The organism is Paenarthrobacter sp. PPS72 (genome assembly GCF_048537125.1).
Taxonomy (GTDB): Bacteria; Actinomycetota; Actinomycetes; order Actinomycetales; family Micrococcaceae; genus Arthrobacter; species Arthrobacter nitroguajacolicus_E.
On the sequence record NZ_JBLYIE010000071.1, the window covers coordinates 1 to 17,339 of the forward strand.

15 protein-coding genes are annotated in these 17,339 nt (G+C 62.4%); 9 read left to right on the top strand and 6 right to left on the bottom strand.

Features of this window, described 5'->3' with window-relative positions; all coding sequences use genetic code 11:
• The first annotated feature begins 201 nt into the window (after window positions 1-201).
• Window positions 202-957, top strand: coding sequence for a ZIP family metal transporter (locus ACLRGI_RS22445; RefSeq protein WP_419203662.1), 756 nt, complete (start codon window positions 202-204; stop codon window positions 955-957).
• 79 nt (window positions 958-1,036) lie between these two features.
• On the opposite strand, the gene ACLRGI_RS22450 is transcribed toward ACLRGI_RS22445, so the two are convergent.
• Window positions 1,037-2,290 carry a hypothetical protein gene (locus tag ACLRGI_RS22450; RefSeq protein WP_419203663.1) on the bottom strand — a complete coding sequence of 418 codons (1,254 nt, stop codon included), beginning with the start codon at window positions 2,288-2,290 and terminating at the stop codon, window positions 1,037-1,039.
• A gap of 324 nt (window positions 2,291-2,614) precedes the next feature.
• On the opposite strand from ACLRGI_RS22450, the gene ACLRGI_RS22455 reads away from it, so the two are divergent.
• Genes ACLRGI_RS22455 through cls form a run of 3 tightly spaced genes read left to right on the top strand, consistent with a single transcriptional unit; the run spans window position 2,615 to window position 5,574 of the window.
• Entirely contained in the window at window positions 2,615-2,992 is a 378-nt protein-coding gene (locus ACLRGI_RS22455) for a hypothetical protein (RefSeq protein WP_419203664.1), read from the top strand.
• Window positions 2,993-3,036: 44 nt separating this feature from the next.
• Window positions 3,037-4,101: an AI-2E family transporter gene (locus tag ACLRGI_RS22460; protein WP_419203665.1), complete on the top strand. Its 1,065-nt coding sequence runs from the start codon at window positions 3,037-3,039 to the stop codon at window positions 4,099-4,101.
• A gap of 6 nt (window positions 4,102-4,107) precedes the next feature.
• On the top strand, window positions 4,108-5,574 hold the full coding sequence (gene cls, locus ACLRGI_RS22465) for a cardiolipin synthase (RefSeq protein WP_419203666.1): 1,467 nt from the start codon (window positions 4,108-4,110) through the stop codon (window positions 5,572-5,574).
• 67 nt (window positions 5,575-5,641) lie between these two features.
• On the opposite strand, the gene ACLRGI_RS22470 is transcribed toward cls, so the two are convergent.
• Window positions 5,642-6,286, bottom strand: a complete 645-nt coding sequence (locus tag ACLRGI_RS22470; RefSeq protein ID WP_419203667.1) for a DedA family protein — start codon at window positions 6,284-6,286, stop codon at window positions 5,642-5,644.
• 81 nt (window positions 6,287-6,367) lie between these two features.
• Between ACLRGI_RS22470 and ACLRGI_RS22475 the strand changes: the two genes are divergently transcribed.
• The 5 genes from ACLRGI_RS22475 to ACLRGI_RS22495 all read left to right on the top strand — a co-directional run bounded on the left by ACLRGI_RS22475 (window position 6,368) and on the right by ACLRGI_RS22495 (window position 14,700).
• On the top strand, window positions 6,368-9,004 hold the full coding sequence (locus tag ACLRGI_RS22475; RefSeq protein WP_419203668.1) for a LuxR C-terminal-related transcriptional regulator: 2,637 nt from the start codon (window positions 6,368-6,370) through the stop codon (window positions 9,002-9,004).
• Window positions 9,005-9,119: 115 nt separating this feature from the next.
• Window positions 9,120-10,922, top strand: a complete 1,803-nt coding sequence (locus tag ACLRGI_RS22480) for an SLC13 family permease (protein WP_419203669.1) — start codon at window positions 9,120-9,122, stop codon at window positions 10,920-10,922.
• 151 nt (window positions 10,923-11,073) lie between these two features.
• Complete coding sequence (locus ACLRGI_RS22485; protein ID WP_419203670.1) at window positions 11,074-12,843, top strand: MFS transporter; 1,770 nt, start codon at window positions 11,074-11,076, stop codon at window positions 12,841-12,843.
• Window positions 12,840-14,351, top strand: coding sequence for a leucyl aminopeptidase family protein (locus ACLRGI_RS22490; RefSeq protein WP_419203671.1), 1,512 nt, complete (start codon window positions 12,840-12,842; stop codon window positions 14,349-14,351). The genes ACLRGI_RS22485 and ACLRGI_RS22490 overlap by 4 nt, the downstream gene beginning before the upstream one ends.
• A 28-nt stretch (window positions 14,352-14,379) precedes the next feature.
• On the top strand, window positions 14,380-14,700 hold the full coding sequence (locus tag ACLRGI_RS22495; protein WP_419203672.1) for an SHOCT domain-containing protein: 321 nt from the start codon (window positions 14,380-14,382) through the stop codon (window positions 14,698-14,700).
• A 109-nt stretch (window positions 14,701-14,809) separates the two neighbouring features.
• On the opposite strand, the gene ACLRGI_RS22500 is transcribed toward ACLRGI_RS22495, so the two are convergent.
• From ACLRGI_RS22500 to ACLRGI_RS22515, 4 genes are all read right to left on the bottom strand, one after another.
• Window positions 14,810-15,070, bottom strand: a complete 261-nt coding sequence (locus ACLRGI_RS22500) for a GlsB/YeaQ/YmgE family stress response membrane protein (RefSeq protein WP_419203673.1) — start codon at window positions 15,068-15,070, stop codon at window positions 14,810-14,812.
• Window positions 15,071-15,143: 73 nt separating this feature from the next.
• The gene (locus tag ACLRGI_RS22505; protein ID WP_419203674.1) at window positions 15,144-16,025 is read right to left on the bottom strand and encodes a serine/threonine-protein kinase; all 882 of its coding nucleotides are present in this window, start codon (window positions 16,023-16,025) and stop codon (window positions 15,144-15,146) included.
• 164 nt (window positions 16,026-16,189) lie between these two features.
• A complete protein-coding gene (locus tag ACLRGI_RS22510) occupies window positions 16,190-16,591 on the bottom strand; it encodes a hypothetical protein (protein WP_419203675.1) in 402 nt (133 codons plus the stop codon).
• A gap of 79 nt (window positions 16,592-16,670) precedes the next feature.
• Entirely contained in the window at window positions 16,671-17,189 is a 519-nt protein-coding gene (locus tag ACLRGI_RS22515; RefSeq protein ID WP_419203676.1) for a MarR family winged helix-turn-helix transcriptional regulator, read from the bottom strand.
• Window positions 17,190-17,339 lie beyond the last annotated feature (150 nt).

Genomic DNA, 17,339 nt, shown 5'->3' on the forward strand with positions numbered 1-17,339 from the left:
CACCCCCCCCCCCCAGATCAGTATCAATGTCTCGTGGGCTCGGAGATGTGTATAAGAGACAGACAAGAACTACTGTGCCGGGCCAGGATCAAGAACAAATCCTGCTATTCCTCAGGAAATCATCAAGACTTTCAGCAGCCACACACACCCCATGTGCAACACTTCTTGATGCACATGAACGGCCGATGAAAGGGCGGAATAATGCCGATGTGGTTGCAGGCCTTGATGTGGGGCACGCTGGCCGGCGGTGCCTTGGTCCTCGGGGCGGGTATTGCATGGATTTGGAAAGTACCGCCCAAAGTGGTGTCCACGGTGATGGCTTTCGGAGCAGGCGTACTGATCTCCGCACTGGCATTCGAGCTGGTGGATGAAGCCGTTGAAGGCGGCGGGCTGCTCCCCACAATCTTGGGCTTCCTTTTGGGCGCTGTGATCTTTGTAGGCTCCAACGTCCTGCTTGCCCGCGCCGGAGCCAAGCATCGGAAACGTTCGGGAGGAACCCAGCCTTCAGAGAAGGACTCCCCCGGAAGCGGTACGGCCATCGCAGTAGGTGCCCTCATTGACGGTATTCCGGAATCAGTGGTTCTCGGCGTCGGCCTCCTCGCCGGAGGGGCGGTCAGCCCGGCCATGCTCGCCGCCGTCTTCATTTCAAATGTTCCGGAAGGTCTCTCCAGCACGGCAGGCATGAAGAAGGCCGGACGCAGCCCCGCCTACGTCTTTGGCACGTGGGTTGGCATCGCTGTGTTCAGCGGGCTTGCGGCCCTGATCGGGTACACGGCCTTGGAAAACGCTCCGGCCACTGTCATTGCGTTCATCACTGCCATCGCTGCCGGTGGAATCCTGGCCATGCTTGCCGACACCATGATTCCCGAGGCTTTCGAGGAGCACCACAACCTGACCGGGCTGACCGCCGCCGTCGGGTTCCTGAGCGCGTTTACGATCCATAACATCGGCGGCTGAAGCCCCGCCGAGTTCACAGTTAATGCCAGTGTTCCCGATGAACATTGGCATTGACTGTCATGTCGGCGCGGGGCGCGAGCTACGGCAGCAGCCCAATCAGCGGCAAGGCAACCGCCGTCGAGATTGCCATAGCTGCTGTATTGCCGATGACCGGGTGGAAGCCGGCGGGCAGCCGCGCGGAGATGGCCCTGGCGATAGGTGGCGCAAGGACCGCGCCCACCACGGCCCCGCCCACCATCCCCGCCCAGGAGCCGCCATACGCGAGGACAGCAGCAGGGGCCACTGACACCACGGACGCGTAGGTGGCCGCCCACCCGTCGTCGCGGTACCAGCCCCGCCACAACGTGACGCCTATGGCCGAGGTCAGCGCCTGGGCGAACAGTATGTGCGGCAGCAGGCCTGTGCCGTATGACGGCAGCCCCGGGTTCAGGACAAATGCCACGGCCACAGCCGCGATCACGCAGGCCCCGGCGAGCTCATTGGCGAAGAAGTTCGTCTCGGTGAAGTCCTTGAGGACCCGGCGAGCGGCCCAGCCTGCGTCGATTAATAGATTTTGCTTGAGGCTCGACGGCGGCAGCTCCGGTTGTGACGCCGGGCGGGGCTTCCGCAGGACAAGCCACGGCAGCCGCCTGGCCACCATGAAGGAGATGACCGAGCCCACCGACATGGCGAGGACACTGGCGACCACGGCCGGCAGGCCAAGAGGTGCCGAGACGAGCGGAACGAACAGCAACGCCAACGGTGTGGTGGTGGCTGCCCCAAGGATCGCGCCGCTGATGCAGGTCCGCCATCCCGCGCCATACAGGAGGACCATGGCGGGAGCAACGCAAACGAAAGGCACGAACGTGGGCTGCCAGCCGTCCTCGAGCACCCATCCGAACACCAGGTTGGACAGCAACAAACTCAGCGAAGCGGACGCCAGAACCCAAGGCCACAGGCCCGTGCCGTAGCTGAGCGAGCCGGCCCACTTGGCACGTCGCCGGCCCGCCCACCACGCAACTGTGGCACCTGCAAGCAGCCCGAGCGCGGCCAGATCGGACTTGTAGAACAAGGGCTCGGTCATATCGCCAAGAAACCAGCGCAGGGCGGCCAACGGGGAGTCGATGGTGTCCTGCGCCCAGCCCGCAAAACCAGGACCAATCCGCGGCGAGTGTGACGCCATCAGGTGGAGGAGAAGTGCGCACACGCCGACGACGGCCGCCATCCCGAACGCTCCCAGGGCAGTGCCGACAGCCCTGCGTTCGGTGCCCGGCTTGAGCGAAGGTCCGGTAGAAGTCCGTGACGAATTTCCCGGCTGTGGGGTGGCGTGGTCAGCTGCGAAAGAGTGCGTCATTGGTGGCCCTATGCGTGCGGAGTGGCGTGGCTTTGAGCAGCGTAACCGACCCCTGGACGCCGTCTGCAGCCGTCCGGTTACGGGGGATTTGTGACCGACGGGGCAGGCGTCGGTCGGCTTGAGCCGGAACGCCCGCGGACGAGCCCTAACCGCCGGCACTCACCCTTACCGGGTGATCTTTCTGTGCAATCGACGCCGATCCACTGAAGGCGCGCGCGGCGAGGCGTGGGTGAATCGAGAATGGTGTTGTGGTCCTGTGGGGGTCGGCCCCCGCCGGATGGCAGCGGTCCAGCACCGGGCCGAACGAACGATGGGACAGACACCATGAGCTTTTTCGAATCGCTGTGGAGCATCATTGTTGCTTTTTTCTTTGTCGCCTACCTGATCCTCCTTTTTCAGATCATTTCCGATCTTCTCCGCGATAAAGCCCTCAGCGGCGGCGTGAAAGCATTGTGGATCCTGTGCCTGTTTGTGGCCCCCTTTATTTCCGCCTTGATTTACGTGATCATGCGCGGAAAGGGCATGGCACTGCGCAGTGAAATCCGAGTCAGGGAATCGGTGGAGGAGGCGGAGAATTACATCCGCGAAGTGGCCGGAGCCCCCTCACCCACGCAGCAAATTGAAGCCGCCAAGGCACTGCTTGCTGCCGGCGATATCAATGAAGCCGAGTACGCTCGCCTCAAGGAGCTCGCATTGGCCTGAACAGGGCTGCGGTCCGCCACCCACGTACGGCCGAAAGGGACCGCATGACGCGCTTGAAGGCATTCCCGCTGTTGCAAGGCGGACCGTTCCGCTTCGGCCTTGTCGCCGCGCTTGGCGGACTGGTTGCCCTGGCTTTGGGTTCCGCCGTCATTACCTTGCGATACTCGCTGACCTTGATCTTTGCGGCCCTGTTTATCTCGCTGGGGCTCTATCCCTTGGTTCGATGGCTGGAACGTTGGAAACTCTCCCGCGGTGGCGCAGTCCTTGCGGTAGCGGTGGGCTTCTTAGTGTTGGTAGCCCTGCTGATCCGGTTCATTGTCCCGATCCTGGTGGAGGAAGGCACCGCGCTGGTTCGGGTGCTTCCGTCCAGTTTCGACGCCGTGGGCGACCAAGAATGGTTCCGGGACTTCAACGGATCGCTGGGCGGAGCACTGACTCCGCTGCTGGATTGGTTGGAAACCTCAGCCGCGGATCCCAATGTGTGGCTCGCTATTGGCGGCGGCGCTGTGCAAGTTGGCTATAACGTGGTGAATGGGACTTTCGCCGTCATCTTCGTCGTGGTCCTGACGCTCTACTTTGTTGCCGGACACGAGGTCATGAAGTCGAGTCTGTACGCGCTGGTTCCGGCTTCCCGCCGGGAATCTTTCGCGGATATCTCCGAGACAATTATCGCGTCAGTTGGTAGATACCTGAGCGGCATGTCAATTTTGGCCTTGCTGAATGCGATCTTCACCTTCATCGTCCTTTCTTTTGCCGGAGTCCGGTATGCGGCCGTGCTCGCTGTCCTGGCATTCCCCATCACCCTTATACCTTTGGTGGGCAGTGCAATCAGCACCGCGATCATCACTGTGGTTTCGCTTTTCACGTCTCCGGCAACGGCACTGGTGGTTTTCCTTGTCATGCTCGCCTACATGCAGGTGGAGGCCTACGTACTGACGCCCCGGGTGGTGGGCAAAGCCATCAGCATCCCCGGTTCCCTGGTCCTCATCGGCGCGATGGTGGGCGGGACGCTCCTGGGGTTGCTGGGCGCGCTCATAGCGTGCCCCACCACGGCGTCCATCCTGCTGATCATCAAAAAAGTGGTCATACCCCAGCAGAACGCCAAATAGCGCGGCATGCCCGGAATAATGCACGACGCCGATACCGTCGCCTTGATCCTGTTGGCGCTCCACATTGTGCTCGGATCAATCGCGGCGGTGATGGTCTCGGCCAACCGACGGCCCTCATCCGCCATCGCCTGGGTACTGGCGATCATCTTCATTCCCTACTTGGGAATGGTGGCCTTCCTGCTGGTAGGACGCGGCAAGCTTCCCAAGGCCAGACGAGCGAAGCAGCACGCCGTCAACGAACTCATGCTGGGACGGACACCCGGCCTCTCAGCAGTCAGCCACAGTGAGGACTGGCCCGCCTGGCTGCGCTCCGCCGTCGAACTTAACCTCAGGCTGGGCGCACTGCCCATGGTGGGCGGCAACCGGGCCGAGTTGCTGGAAGACTACACGGGCTGCTTTGATCGCATGATCGCGGACATCGACGCCGCCACGGAGTACGTGCATGTGGAGTTCTACATTCTGGCGCTGGACCCCACCACGTCTCCGTTCTTCGACGCCATGGCCAGGGCGTGCCGGCGTGGTGTGGCGGTCAGGGTCCTTTTCGATCATTTAGCGGCGGTCCGCGATCCCACGCGCCGGGAAATGCTGCGCGCTTTTGAGGAGATGGGCGCGGAATGGCATGCCATGCTTCCGCTCCGCCCTTTCAAAGGACAATGGCAGCGACCGGACCTGCGCAACCATCGCAAGCTGATGGTGGTGGATGGCAGCGTGGGGTACACCGGTTCGCAAAACCTGATCGACGCGTCCTACAACAAGAAAAGCAACATCAAGCGGGGCCTTCAATGGCACGAACTGATGGTGCGGCTGGAGGGTCCCGTGGTGCGGGAGCTTGACGCCGTTTTCGTCACCGACTGGTACAGCGAATCCGAAACCCTGCTCCCGTTGGACACGTCCCCCGTGGTCCTGGGTTCCGCGCCCGAGCTCATCGATGCCCAGGTCCTGCCCAGCGGCCCCAGTTTCGATAATGACAACAACCTCAAGCTCTACACCACCCTGATCTACAAGGCCGAACATCGCGTCAGCATTACCAGCCCCTACTTCGTGCCGGATGAGGCCATCCAGTTGGCCATTATTACCGCCGCCTCCCGCGGACTCAGCGTGGAACTCTTCGTCTCGGAAGTGGGCGATCAAGCCATGGTTTACCACGCCCAGCGTTCCTACTACGAGGTCCTCCTGCGGGCCGGTGTCCGCATCTACCTGTACAAGGCGCCTCAGGTCCTGCACGCCAAGCACTTCACCGTGGATTACGACGTCGCCGTGATCGGCTCGAGCAACATGGACGTCCGGTCCTTCAGCCTCAACATGGAGGTCTCCGTACTGGTCCACGGACACTCCATCGTGGACCAAATGCGGGCAGTGGAAGACAGTTACCGCGCCGCCAGCACGGAGTTGCTCTTGGAGGACTGGCTTCGAAGGCCAATGGGGCACGTGGCACTGGATAACCTGGCCCGACTGACTTCGTCGCTCCAGTAACCGCTACTACAGCAGCCACTACTCCAGTAGCCACTTCTCGCGGGCCTATTAGCGCGGATGGGTTAAGTCAGTCGTCCAACTGCAGATACCACGTCACTCCGGCACTGATTGCCCGGCCCAGCAGCAGGGAGACCGCTATTGCAATGACCACTGCGAACTCGGTGGACAACCCCGGCAAAAGGCCGGAGAGTGCGCCAATGCCAACGGAGTAGGCGGACCACAGGATGCCGGCGGCCAGTGAATAGAGAACAAACCTGCCGCGCGGGACCGGGGTGATGGCGCTGGCCACGTTCATGGTCAGCCTGCCCATGGGGACGAACCTGGACGTCAGGACCCATGAGGCTGCGTGTTTGGCCAGGCGTTCCCGGGAGGCATGCAAAGCCTTTTGCGTGCGGGGACCCCGGAGTATCCTCCAGTTGGCCATGTCCCGGCGCCGGACAAGTTCATACGCGCCCAGATCACCGGCCACCGCACCGGCCAGCATTGCCGCCACCAACAGGAACCCGTTCGGAAGGTTATCCGTGGCCGAAAGAGCACCCAACGCCACAAACAAGGAGGTAGTGGGAATCGGCGGAAAGATCGCGGACAACGCCACAAAGATGGCCCCGAGCGGGTAGACCCATCCGGAATCCGCGGCGCTCATGATGTCCTTAAAAGCCTGCACGGTGAAACCCCTCTCCCGGGCCTCGTCCAAGCGTCTCACGGCCGCCATGTTCATCCTTACGTCCTTGGGCCGCCACGCGGATCGCCTTTACCGGGTGAATCCTCGATGCCCCGCCCCTACACTGAAGGAGTGGACGACCAAGGTGGTACCCGCCCGGACCTCTTGAGCCTGAAGCCAACCGCGGCCCCCCGGCTGCCCTTGGCCCTCCTGGCTCGATCCCGACTCATGGCCAAGCTTGATTGCACGGCCGAAACCGTCCTCATCTGCGCCCCCGCCGGCTACGGAAAAACAGTGCTGTTGAGCCAGTGGCTCGAAGGCCGGATGCACGAGGTTGCGTGGCTTAGCCCCAACCAACACAACCGGGACGCACTGTGGCCCGCCATATTGCAGGCGCTGAGACGTTGCCCGGCCATCCCGGCCGGTGCACTGAGGCAATTTTCCGGCCTCGAAGAAGTTGCCGTGGACGCCTTGGCAGATCTGGCGCGCGAGCTGACCGACATTGGCAGCACCGTTCGCCTGGTCATCGACGGAGTGGACGGCTTCGCCCCCGAAGAACGTGACTACTGGATTCCCGCGCTTCTCAATCAACCAAGCCTCCCCATCCATTTGGCCTTGGCTTACCGGAACAGCACTGTGGTTGATCCAGGCCCCTTCCGCCTGGGAGGACGCGTCGTGGAGCTGGGTTCGAAGGATCTTGCCTTCACCTTGGACGACATCAACGTACTCGCAGCCAAGACAACCACCTTGATGGGGACGCATCAACTGCGCGAGCTGTTCAGGCAGACCGCCGGGTGGCCTGCCTGCGTAGTCCTCGCCCTGCGTTACCTGCGCGAAGCCGCCGATCCGGAGTCCCCTTTGGGAGACGTCGCTGCCAACAACCGGCAACTCTCCGATTACCTGGACCAGCAGATCCACCGCACGCTCTCGGATGAGCAACGGCACGTCCTTTCCAGTACCAGCGTCTGCCGCGTCGTAGTTGCGGCGCAGGCCAACGCCTTGGCCGGCCAACGGAATGCAGGAAGTATCCTCACCAGCTTGGCCGATGACCGCGACCTTGTGGAATCGATAGGTAGTGGACGAAAAGCCTTCCTGGTCCACCCTTTGATCCGGGCGTTCTACAAGGCTGAACTGGGTCGGAAGGAGCCCGACGAACTGCTCGCTTACAACCGGCTGGCTGCTCAATGGCATGAGCGTGCCGGCGAACCCGAAGCGGCGCTCAGGCATGCCATTGACGCCATGGACAACGGCCTGATCGCCGAAGTCCTTGAGCGGCACGGTGCGGCGCTCCTTGGCTCCGGCGAGGTCCTCCAGGTACGCCGTGCAGTTGCGGCTCTACCCGATGCCGTCTTCGCCGCAAGCCGCAAGCTTTGCGTGGTCGCCGCGCTGGCGCACGTGGAAAGCCGCCAGCCCACAACTGCCGGTCGCTACATGGCCGCAGCAAACCGAAACCGGGCCGACGATCCGCCTCCCGATCTCCGCGAACTGCAGGCGTTGGCGAAAGCACGCCTCGCATGGTTCAGCGATGGGTGGAAGGACCAGGATCCACAGGTCGCCTTGGACAACGCCGCCCTCCGTTCCTCAAGGCAGAGCGATGTGCGCATCGAGGCGAGGATGGTCAAAGTCACTGCTGCACTGGTGGAAGGGAAATATGGAGCTGCGGAGACCGAGGCTGCCGCAGCCCTGATCGACGCTGCCGAGGCAGGCAATGCCTATCTCGCCGGCAAGGTCTACCTGAAACTCGCTGCCACCCACTCGATGCAAGGCCAGCTGCGCCTTGCCAGCGAGTTCCTGCGGCTCGCGGAGGACAATCTACCGGCGCAAGCGTGGACAGCAGGAGCCGGCAGGTCGGTTGGAGCCCTGATGCATGCATCATCTGCGCTTCTCCGTGCTGAACCGGCCGAGGCCCTGCAGTTCGCTGCCACGGGCATTACCGAACTTGGCCAACTCGGGTCCTCCTCCAAGGGAGCCGGAGCTGCCATGCGAACCACCTTGGACATCATCACGGCGTGTGCGCACTTGGATTCCGGGGACCGGCGCAATGCTCTTGAGGGCATGCGGCAAGCCAGGCTGCGCGTCGGCAAGGACCATCTCTTTGCCCAGCCACTGGCTGCTTGCATAGCCGTCATTGAACACACGGCCGCGCTGGCACTGGGACACACTGACCACGCCCGTGAGGTCCTGGAATGGGCTGAGGAACGGATTCCGGGAACCGGTGAGCTTTGCCTCCTGCGAGCACAGGGGCCAGCGGGGATCAGCCGTTTCGACGCAGCAACCGAGCGGCTCCGGCCCCTGCACACCGGCGCGGTGAAGCCCCTGCTGGAATGGACGCGCATCCACGTGAATGTCCTGGAATGTTCCATGGCCATCCGGACGGGGCGACGGGCAATGGGCGGCAAACTGCTGGAGGAAGCCCTGCAGATAGCCGGCGAACTGGACGTCCTCCGGCCGTTGGCAATCGCTCCCCGGGAGGTCATTGATCTCTTGGTCGAAAGGGCAGGCACATACGGAGCCCAAGAAGTACTGGCCCAACGGCTGCTTGCTTTGCATCCCCCGACTGACGACGGGCGAACGCAGTCCTTGACTCCGAGGGAGCGCGAGGTCCTTATGCTTCTTCCGTCCCATTTGTCCCAGGAACAGATGGCAACGGAGCTCCACTTGTCCGTGAACACGGTGAAGACGCATATTCGCCTTATTTATTCGAAACTCGGAGCCGGTTCACGGCATGATGCTGTAGCAGCTGCCTACAAGACCGGATATTTGCCCTAGCCGTGACCTCGGAAAACGCCCATCACTCACCTGAATGAGGTGAGCCTGCGGCGGGCACCCGGATCTAGTCTGAAAGAATGCTGGCCAAAGATTCCCTGGGTTGCCGAAGGCATTCATGACAGACGTCACCGTCACGTTGCTGGTGCTCGTCGTGGTGATTGCTGCGTTCGTGTGGAACCGCCTGCCCGTGGAGGTGGTGGCACTCGGAGCAGCCTTGGCCCTTTACGGCACCGGCATTGTGGGGTTGGACGATACGTTCGCCGGATTCGGGAGCGGGACCGTGGTGTTGATCGCTGCGCTGTTCGTCGTGGCGGAGGCCATTGACGCCGCAGGCGTGACCACGTGGCTGGGAAGCCTGCTGATCAGGTTTTCGGGAGCAAGCCGGACCCGGCTCATGGTGTTGATGATGGTCCTGACGGCCTTGTTGACTGCACTCATCAGTGTTAACGGTGCAGTGGCCGCCTTGCTGCCCATGGTGGTTGTACTGGCCGTTCGCTTGGGCCGGCGGCCTTCCGAGCTGCTGATGCCCATGGCCTTCGCTGCACATGCCGGGTCCTTGTTGATCCTGACCGGTTCGCCGGTGAACATCCTGATCCTCAATGCGGCATTGGAAACCACCGGCACTGGGATCGGCTTCTTCGAGTTCGGGCTGGTGGGGTTGCCGCTGCTGCTTGGCACCATCGCTTTGACCCTCTGGCTGGGTCCACGGCTTCTGCCCACCCGAACGCCTGATGCCCTGCCGAAGGATCTGGGCTCCCACGGTGAGACACTCATGAACCACTACCTGGGTGGGGATGGGCTGAGCCGGCTCAGCATCCCTGCAGGATCCGCTCTTGTGGGCCAACCGGTTGCGTGCCTCCAGGACGAGCACGACGGCGGTCATCTCCACCTCATCAGCGTTCAAGGCTCGGACGGCAAGCCGTCCGGGAACACCCTGTTTGAACAGGACGACGAGATTGTGGTGCGCGGGGGCCAGCAGACCATCGACGCCCTTGCCGCCCGGCACGGCCTCAAACAGGACGACGACGCCACGTGCGGACTCATCAGCAGCAGCTACGGAGTGGCCGAGGTAGTGGTCGCGCCCCGTTCGAACCTCGTTGGCACGGAGGCCTACCCCGGCATGGTCACGGACAGCGGCGACCTGGTGGTGTTGGCCCATCACCATCCGGGCGAGCCGGAATCCTCGGGACGTACGCAGATAACTGCCGGAGACAGGCTGCTCCTTCAGGGAACCTGGTCGGCACTCGATCAGCACACGGTGGATCATAATGTGCTGCTGGTGGATTCGCCGGACACCATTCGGCGTCAGACTGTTCCTTTGGGGCCCCGCGCCACACCGGCGCTGATCGTCGTCGGCGTCATGGTGATCCTCTTGGCCACCAACATCGTTCCAGCGCCGGTTGCCGCACTCCTCGCAGCGCTGGCCATGGTGGTTCTCCGCGTAGTTACTGTCCGGCAAGCCCACCGTTCCATGGCCTGGACCACCCTCATCCTGGTGGCAGGAATGATCCCTTTATCCACCGCCATCACGGCCACCGGCACAGCGGAGATCCTCGCTGAAGGCATGGTATCGGTGGTCGGTGGTGGAGGACCCCTGTTGTTGCTGGCCGGGCTCTTCGTGGTCACGGCAGTCCTGGGGCAGTTGATCAGCAACACCGCTACGGCATTGATCATCATTCCGATCGCGCTCTCGGTGGCGCAGGAGTCTTCCATCAATCCGTACGCCGTGCTGATGTGCGTGTCGGTGGCATCCTCCGCTGCCCTGCTGACGCCCGTGGCCACTCCAGCCAACATGATGATCATGCAACCGGCAGGCTATCGCTTCGGCGACTACTGGAAGTTCGGATTGGCCATCATGGCCCTCTACGCAGCCGTGGCCATCCTGCTGGTCCCCGTGTTTTGGCCGCTTCAAATCTAGCTTCCACTAAAGAACCTTCAAGGTTTTCAGGACCAGCAACCAAATGATCGGAGATTTACGCCCACGCAAACCCGCACACCGCCCGTCAACCCCGTAGCGAGGTCTTCAAACGCCTTTCCCAGTGGAAGGCAGAGCACACCAGGAGCAAGACATGGCCAGTGACCACACCACCAAAGAAACCCCACCACCCGTCAAGGCGGCCTCCTGGCTACCCTTGATCGTGGTGGTCCTCACCCAGATCCAGGCTTCGTTCGCCGTCAACGCCTTGACGGTTTCAATGCAGGGCATCACCACCGACCTGGACACTGCAGCAACATCCGTGGGCACTGCCATCACTGCCGGCACGTTTTCGATGGCGGCCTTCATCCTGCTGGGAGCGAAGCTTGGTGCCCGGTTCGGAACACGCAAGGTGTTCCAGATCGCCGTCGCCATTCATGCCGCGGCCATGGCCGGTGTGGCCCTTAGCCTCAGTCCTGCGATGCTGTTCATTGCCCAGGCCTCATCCGGCGCCGTCATTGCACTGATCGCACCCGCCCTCACGGTTTTCATCGCCACCAACTACAAGGATCAGCAGCAGGCAAAGGCCATCGGCCTCCTGGCCGCAGCCATCCCCGCGGCGGGCGTCCTGGCTCTGCTCATCGCAGGCTGGTTCGCCACCACTATTGGTTGGCGCTACTCGTTTGCACTCATGGTTGTCCTGGGGGCCATCAACCTGCTGCTGAGTTTCAAGCTGAAGAGCGTACCGGCACAATCCCAGCTGAAGATCGATTGGACCGGCTCAATCATCGCCGCCGTGGCCGTCATCCTGCTGAGCTTCGGCTTCAGCGGCCTGTCCGCGTGGGGTACCTGGTTCGCAACCAGCCAAGCACCCTTCGAGATCCTGGGGCTTTCGCCCGCCCCGCTCCTGATCCTTCTCGGAGCCATAGCCGGGCAGCTGTTCTTCATGTGGATCCGGAAACGCCAGGACGCCAAGCTCCCCCGCATCTTCGATCTCAGGGTTCTGGCCTCAAGTTCCGAACTCGCGGTCACTGCCTGCATGGCCATCATGTTGTTCGTGGGAACTGCCGCGAACTTCCTGATTCCCCTCTACATGCAGATCGTGCAGGGACGCTCCAGCATTGAGACCTCGTTCTCGATCATCCCCTACACCTTGTCCATCTTCCTCGCGAGCACCTTCGTGGCCTTCCTGTACGACAAGTTCCCACCACGCACCATCGCCCAAGGCGGCTTCGTGGTGGTGGCCGGTGCGCTGGTGCTGCTCGCCTTCACCATCCGCAACGACTGGGGCAATGTCTTCGTAGTACTGGGCCTGATCCTGCTGGGACTCGGCCAGGGCGCAATCGTCGCGTTGGTGTTCAACACGCTACTCAGCGCCGTTCCACGCGAGTTGGCTGGCGACGTCGGAGCCTGGCGTGGCCTTGTCCATAACCTTTCCGGCAGTGTGGGCATCGCAGTGGCGAGCGCGTTCGCCGTCGGGATGCTGTCCTCGCTGATTGCCAGCGGTGCCGCCGAGCATCCGGAGGTATCGCAGGAGTTGATCTACAAAGTGAACGTCAACGAGGCCGACTTCCTCACCAATGCCCAAGTGGAGGGGGTTATCGGTGACCGGGTGAGCAGCCCCTCCGAACTGGCGGCGGCGATCGAAGTCAACGAGGAAGCGCGGCTTCGTGCATTGCAGATCTCCCTTCTTGGGCTGTCCGGCCTTGCCCTGCTGGCGATTGTCCCGGCTGGCCGCATGCCTGGACGAATGAAGGGCGACCTGCCTGAGCAACTTGAGCCGGACGATCCGGATGCCATCCCGGAGCCGGGCCTCGCCGCGGACCGTGCTGTCACGGCGTCGTCAACCACAGCTGTTCCAACCACACCAGCCGTATCGACATCAGCAGCCGTATCGACAACAACAGGACAGGCGAACCGGTGAACCACGAACCTTACAAACTGATCCCCGACGACTTCACAGCTGTCCCGTCCATTGAGCGCGAGGACCCTGAGCTGCATTTCGTTGACGGCTTCGACCAGCTCGATGCCATAGGCGTGATTGTCCCCTCCGAGGGCGACGTTCCAGCGTCAGTGGGGCTGCATCGGGAAACGCTGGAGAGCGCAGGCTTCGACGGCAAACCCGGGACGACGCTGCAGTTGGCGAACGCCTCCGGAACGTTGGTGGTGGCCGTCGGCGGCGGCAAGCCGGGCTCGTTGGACGCCGATGGCTGGCGCAAAGCTGCCGCGGCCCTGGTCCGTGCCACCCACCGCCACGCGCGGATTGGTTTCGAACTTTCCGATGCCGCCGGGATGGACGCCGAACACCTGGGGCAGGTTTTGGCCGAGGGTGTGCTCCTGGCCCGTTACAGCTATGACACGCTCAAGAGCAAAGGGAAGCAGACCGGCCTGGCCGACGTGCAGTTCCTCGCGCCGGGCGTAGACACCGCGTCCGCGGAGCGCGGGCTGACCATCGGTAGGGTGAAAGTTCGGGCCACCACCATTGCCCGGGACCTCTGCAACGCACCACCCAGCCACCTCACTGCCGCAGGTTTAGGTGAGGTATCGCAGGAACTCGGCAAGAGGTTCGGCTTCACGGTGGAGGAATTCAATAAGCAGCAACTCATCGACCTCCGCTGCGGTGGCCTGCTCGGAGTGAATGCCGGCAGCGCCCAGGAACCCCGGATGATCAAGCTCTCCTACCGGCCGGAGGGATCCCCTACCGGCCACCTCGGCCTGGTGGGCAAGGGCATCATGTACGACTCCGGCGGTGTCAGCCTCAAACCCAGCGATCCCATGCACCTGCTCATGAAAATGGACATGGGCGGCGCGGCAGCGGTGTTGGCGGTCTTCACGGCCCTCCGCGACCTCGGCTGCAACTCCGCGGTCACCGGTTTCCTGATGTGCACGGACAACATGCCCTCCGGCTCGGCGTACAAGTTGGGAGACGTCCTCACCACCCGCAGCGGACTCACCGTCGAGGTGAAGAATACCGACGCCGAAGGTCGCCTGGTGATGTGCGACGCCCTGACGCTCGCGGTGGAAGATGAGGTGGATGGGATTGTGGATATCGCCACCCTTACAGGCGCGGCATTGATGTCTTTGGGACAGCTCACCGCCCCGGTTTTCGGAAACGACCAGGCCTTGGTGGACCTCGTCCTGGAATCCGGCGGGCGCGCTGACGAGCAAGTGTGGCAGCTTCCCTTGGAGCGGGCCTACCGTCCCCAGTTGGATTCGGAAGTCGCCGATATTTCCAATCTGGGAGGTCCATACGCCGGCTCCACCACTGCTGCCCTGTTCCTGGCCGAGTTTGTGGGCGAGACACCCTGGGCGCATATCGACATTGCCGGCACCATGCAATCCGACAAGGATGACGCATGGCGCAGCAAGGGTGCCACGGGGTTCGGCGCCCGCCTCCTCATTGACCTGGCACTCGGCTACTCAGCCGGTTAACCACGACTTCCAGCGAAGGGATTTCACCGTGGGTTTATTCAGGACAGCCGGCCGTGCAGCCGTGGTGGGCTCAGTGTTCGGCCGGGTGCAACGACGACAACAGCAGCGGTTCGCCGCGGAGGACGCTGCCGCGGCAGCTGCGGCCGGGGGGAATGTCCCGCCCGGACAACCAACGACGGCGGTGCCAGCAACGGCGGCGGTGCCACCGCCGCCGCCTGTACCGGCCGCCGTCGTCGACCCGACCGATCACCTGCTCGCCCAACTCAAGCAGCTCGGAGAACTGAAAGGCGCCGGCGTGCTCACTGACAAGGAGTTCCAGGCGCAAAAGGCCAGAATCCTGGGCCGGTAACTGATCGCGAGGACGGTGACTGAACGCAAGGGCGGTGACTGAACGCAGCAAAGAGGCCCCGATCCTGCAGAACCAGCAGCAGGATCGGGGCCTCTTGGCGTTCGGGCGGTTATGCCTTCTTGCGGGTGACCAGTCCCCAGATGATGAGGACCAGCAGTGCGCCGCCGATTGCGAGCAGCCAGGTGGAAAGTGACCAGAACTCGTTGATGCCCACCTTGAAGAGCGCGCTGCCGATCCAACCGCCCAGGACTGCGCCCACTACGCCGAGGATGAGGGTGGTGATCCAGCCGCCACCCTGCTTACCGGGCATGATGGCCTTGGCAATGGCGCCTGCAATCAAACCCAAAATGATCCAACCGATGATTCCCATTTTTCATTCTCTCTTTCATATGGAGGCCCCAGTTCGGCATAAGTACGCATGCCGCTATCGGCCTGATTGTTGGCTACCAGCTGAGTCGTCGGAGCATACCGACGGTTTGGCTGGCAGACGGCCTGCCGGCTGGAACGGGGTCTGTCATGGCATGAAGCACCATGGACCAGCGCCGCCGCACCGTGCCGGGAATTCGTGGTTCCCCTAGAGTCCTTGCCACCATGGACTCGAGGGGAGTGCCTGGGAACGCTTTTGTTCCGGTCAGGCATTCGAGGGCAACCAGGCCCAGCGAGTAGATATCGCTGGCGGTTGTGGACATTCCGCCGCAGACCTCTTCCGGGCTGAGGTAGTGCGGTGTGCCCGAAGAAGAGTTGGGCGCCGCGTGGCGTCCGTTGAGCGCGATTCCGAAGTCGGCCAGTTTCGCAATCCCAGGTCCGCCCGGCTCCCGGCCTCCTGCGTCCGACGCGAAGTCGAGCAGGATGTTGCCGGGCTTGACGTCGTTGTGGACAATTCCCCTCCGATGAACGTGGGCCAGGGCGCGGGCGATGTCGGTCATCCAGGCTGCCGTTTGCTCCGGAGACGGGGCTTGTCCAGGGTATGTGGCTTGTTCAGGGTATGTGGCTTGTTCCCGCAGGAACCCACGCAGGTCCTTGCCGTCTACCAGCTCCATCACCACGAAGTTGGGGCTAACCTGGCTGCCACCGGCCACGGTGTTGGCAGTGGCATCGGTACCGCTGTCGAGCACCTTGACAATGTTCTTGTGCCGCAGACGCCCATGGACTTCCAACTCGCGCCGAAAGGGCGCGTTACCCGTGGAGTCCGTTGACCTGAAAATCTTGACTGCTACCCGGTTCCCGGATTGCAGGTCCCAAGCCTCGTTGACATACGCTTCCGATCCCCCACCCAGTTGGGCACCGAGGCGGTAGCGCCCCCCGAGCACCACCTCCGAGGGCACGGCAGTTGCACTTGATTCGCAGCGATCTTTACTGACGGCGCAATCACCACTGACAGGACTAGTACTGGCAGGACGATCACTAATGACGGCACGCTGCCTACTGACGGCATGCTCCCTACTGACAGCCCCGCGATGAGCGCGGACGGCCGCCCGGTCAAGAAGCGTCACTGAAGGAGGGAGTCTATTTCGGTGGCCGGCACTCCGGTCACGTCGGCCAGGGCGCGGGGATCGACGCCGGCGTCGACCGCTTTCTTGAACGTCAGTTCGAGCGTGTTCTGGGCGATTGCCAGTTCACGCTGAAGGCTCTGGCGGCGAAGCGCCGCGATCCAGACACCGCTCACGGGGTCCAGGGCGTCGATATCCATCCGGAACCCGCATCCGCAGGCCCACTCTGGCCAGATCGGCTCAACGGAGACCCACTGCATGGAGTCATAGGATGGCCCGGCCGAGATGGCCATATGGGAACCGCAGTGCACGGGTCCTTGGGGAATAACCTGTTCCGTGACAATGTCTACGGTATTTTCAGCCACTGGTGTGGAGCTTGGTTCACGCAGCGCGACTGTCATCGTTCTCTCCCACACATTCCCTAGTAAGTAGCTTGGCTATCTAGTTATATGTGTACTTAGTACTTAAGTCCAGCCGGGGCTAGGTTGCGACTTCGTCGATTGCGCTGCGCATACGCCGGAGAAAATCCACCACAACCAGGGATTCCTCAGCATTCAAGGTGGCCGCAACCTCCATCATTCGGGCATGCATATCGCCCAAAGTGCCGCGGACCTCTTGGTCAGATCCCGGAGTCGGCCGGAGAATGAGAGCTCGTCGATCGGTGGGATGCGGTTCGCGGGTGACGTAGCCGGACCTGACCAGCCGGTCAACCAGCGAGGTCATGGAAGCAGAAGTGATACCCAGACGGACCGTTAGCTCCTTGGGACCCACCTCCCGACCCACACGCTCAGCTTCGAGTAAGTACCGCAGCGCCATGAGGTCCGTTTCGCCCATGCCCATGGAGGCCTGGGTTCGGCGTCGCATCTCGGCTTCGGCCGAGCGGTAGTCCCTGAGTGCATTCAGGACGTCCACGGCGCCCATCTGCTTGCGGCTCTCCAGCCCGTACCAATAGCCCTGACGTTCACACTTGTGGCTCATCACCAGTCCTTTGATAGACATGTATCTCGCTTGTCTAAGCAATTGATACTAGGCGATTTAGCCCCAATACCGTTTACTTAGGCGGGTTTGGGTATCCGTTTGAGTTGCCAGCCGGACATCTTTCGTTTGACGACGCGGGGGTTGGTGCGTTGTCGGCGTGGTGGTAGGAGG

Bases quoted from the DNA above. Each gene is read 5' to 3' on its own strand.
- ACLRGI_RS22445 (WP_419203662.1), top strand. From the start codon at position 202: ATGCCGATGTGGTTGCAGGCCTTGATGTGGGGCACGCTGGCCGGCGGT.
- cls (WP_419203666.1), top strand. From the start codon at position 4,108: ATGCCCGGAATAATGCACGACGCCGATACCGTCGCCTTGATCCTGTTG.
- ACLRGI_RS22515 (WP_419203676.1), bottom strand. From the start codon at position 17,189: ATGTCTATCAAAGGACTGGTGATGAGCCACAAGTGTGAACGTCAGGGC.
- ACLRGI_RS22510 (WP_419203675.1), bottom strand. From the start codon at position 16,591: ATGACAGTCGCGCTGCGTGAACCAAGCTCCACACCAGTGGCTGAAAAT.
- ACLRGI_RS22450 (WP_419203663.1), bottom strand. From the start codon at position 2,290: ATGACGCACTCTTTCGCAGCTGACCACGCCACCCCACAGCCGGGAAAT.
- ACLRGI_RS22485 (WP_419203670.1), top strand. From the start codon at position 11,074: ATGGCCAGTGACCACACCACCAAAGAAACCCCACCACCCGTCAAGGCG.
- ACLRGI_RS22460 (WP_419203665.1), top strand. From the start codon at position 3,037: ATGACGCGCTTGAAGGCATTCCCGCTGTTGCAAGGCGGACCGTTCCGC.
- ACLRGI_RS22470 (WP_419203667.1), bottom strand. From the start codon at position 6,286: ATGGCGGCCGTGAGACGCTTGGACGAGGCCCGGGAGAGGGGTTTCACC.
- ACLRGI_RS22500 (WP_419203673.1), bottom strand. From the start codon at position 15,070: ATGGGAATCATCGGTTGGATCATTTTGGGTTTGATTGCAGGCGCCATT.
- ACLRGI_RS22480 (WP_419203669.1), top strand. From the start codon at position 9,120: ATGACAGACGTCACCGTCACGTTGCTGGTGCTCGTCGTGGTGATTGCT.
- ACLRGI_RS22455 (WP_419203664.1), top strand. From the start codon at position 2,615: ATGAGCTTTTTCGAATCGCTGTGGAGCATCATTGTTGCTTTTTTCTTT.